Annotated in this window: 2 protein-coding genes; both read right to left on the bottom strand. The window is 55.8% G+C overall.

Annotated features, from left to right (window positions below; all coding sequences use genetic code 11):
- Positions 1-295: 295 nt before the first annotated feature.
- Entirely contained in the window at positions 296-604 is a 309-nt protein-coding gene (locus J4F31_12565; protein MCE2497385.1) for an MTH1187 family thiamine-binding protein, read from the bottom strand.
- A 15-nt stretch (positions 605-619) separates the two neighbouring features.
- Positions 620-1,113: hypothetical protein (locus tag J4F31_12560; protein ID MCE2497384.1), on the bottom strand; the 494-nt coding region annotated here is incomplete at its 5' end.

Raw genomic sequence — 1,113 nt, 5'->3', positions numbered from 1 at the left:
CAGCACGCGCTTCCGGTGCTGAGCAACGATACACATTTCGACGTGGTCGACGGCGTCAGACGTATCGCTTTCTGACCTCTTCAGGCTAAGGTAAATGTTCAGTCATTCGCTGACAGAATGAAGGGCTGCCCACAAGAAGGGAGGGCGGACACGCAGGTCCGTCCCTACTGAACCCCCCTTGCCCCTTCTCAGGGGTGCGAGGACCTCTGCCGTCCCCCTGATAAGGGGGATTGAGGGGGTTGTCTGACAAAGGCGGGGAAGGAAAAGCGGAAATTGTCACCGCATTGGTAAAGCGTTACGTCTTCAGTTTCTTCTTGAGCCGTTTTTCCACGCTGGCCACTTTTCCGCTGAGGCGCCCCGAGTGGCCTTTCCGGTAATCAACCTTCATCGTACAGGAGATGCGGCCGCAATCCTTCTTCATCCGTTCATAACATTGCCGCACCACGTCAAACACGTCATCCCATTCTCCTTCGAGCACCGTCCCCATGGGATTCAGGCGATACTCGACTCCGCTTTTGTCGATAATCTGTAAAGAACGGGAGACGTATTTCCCCACGCTTTCGCCTTTTCCCAGGGGAGACATGCTGAATTCCAACAACACCATACCGCACCACCCTCGTTATGAATCAGATGAGGCTTTCTGTGCCATCCAGGCAGCAGGATACTCGACCGTTCCGGCCAACCGGAATCCTTCCACTGCCGCTTTTAATCGCTCTCGTCTTTTTTCCATGCTCGGCTCATTGGCCTGGACGTCTTTGCGTAAATCTCCCAGCCACTCCAAAAACTTCTCGAATTCTTCATCAAAAATCTCTTCGCCGTTCCGTCGTAAGGTGCCGGCCAGCGCGGGAGACGCACCGCCAGTACTGATCGCCATGCGAAGCGCCCCTCGTCGGACCAGGGCGGGCATCATGAAATCCGACAACTCCGGCTGATCAATCGACCACACCAGAAACCGTTCCGCTTCCGATAAGTCACGCAACGACTTTGCAAGATCCGAATCGTCCGGCAGGGTGTTGAGAACGACGAAGGCCCCCTGGGTATCCGTCGAACGAAACCGGCGGCCCCGATGCAGGACTTTTCCCGCAGCCGTGAGTTTCCGAAGCTCCACGTTCA

The organism is Flavobacteriales bacterium, from assembly GCA_021296215.1.
Lineage (GTDB): Bacteria > Bacteroidota > Bacteroidia > Flavobacteriales > ECT2AJA-044 > ECT2AJA-044.
The sequence above is the reverse complement of the archived record's forward strand: the minus strand, read 5'-3'. Positions and strand labels throughout refer to the sequence as shown.

What these genes read in the sequence shown, in the direction of transcription:
- J4F31_12565 (MCE2497385.1), bottom strand. Translation starts at nt 604, where the DNA reads ATGGTGTTGTTGGAATTCAGCATGTCTCCCCTGGGAAAAGGCGAAAGC.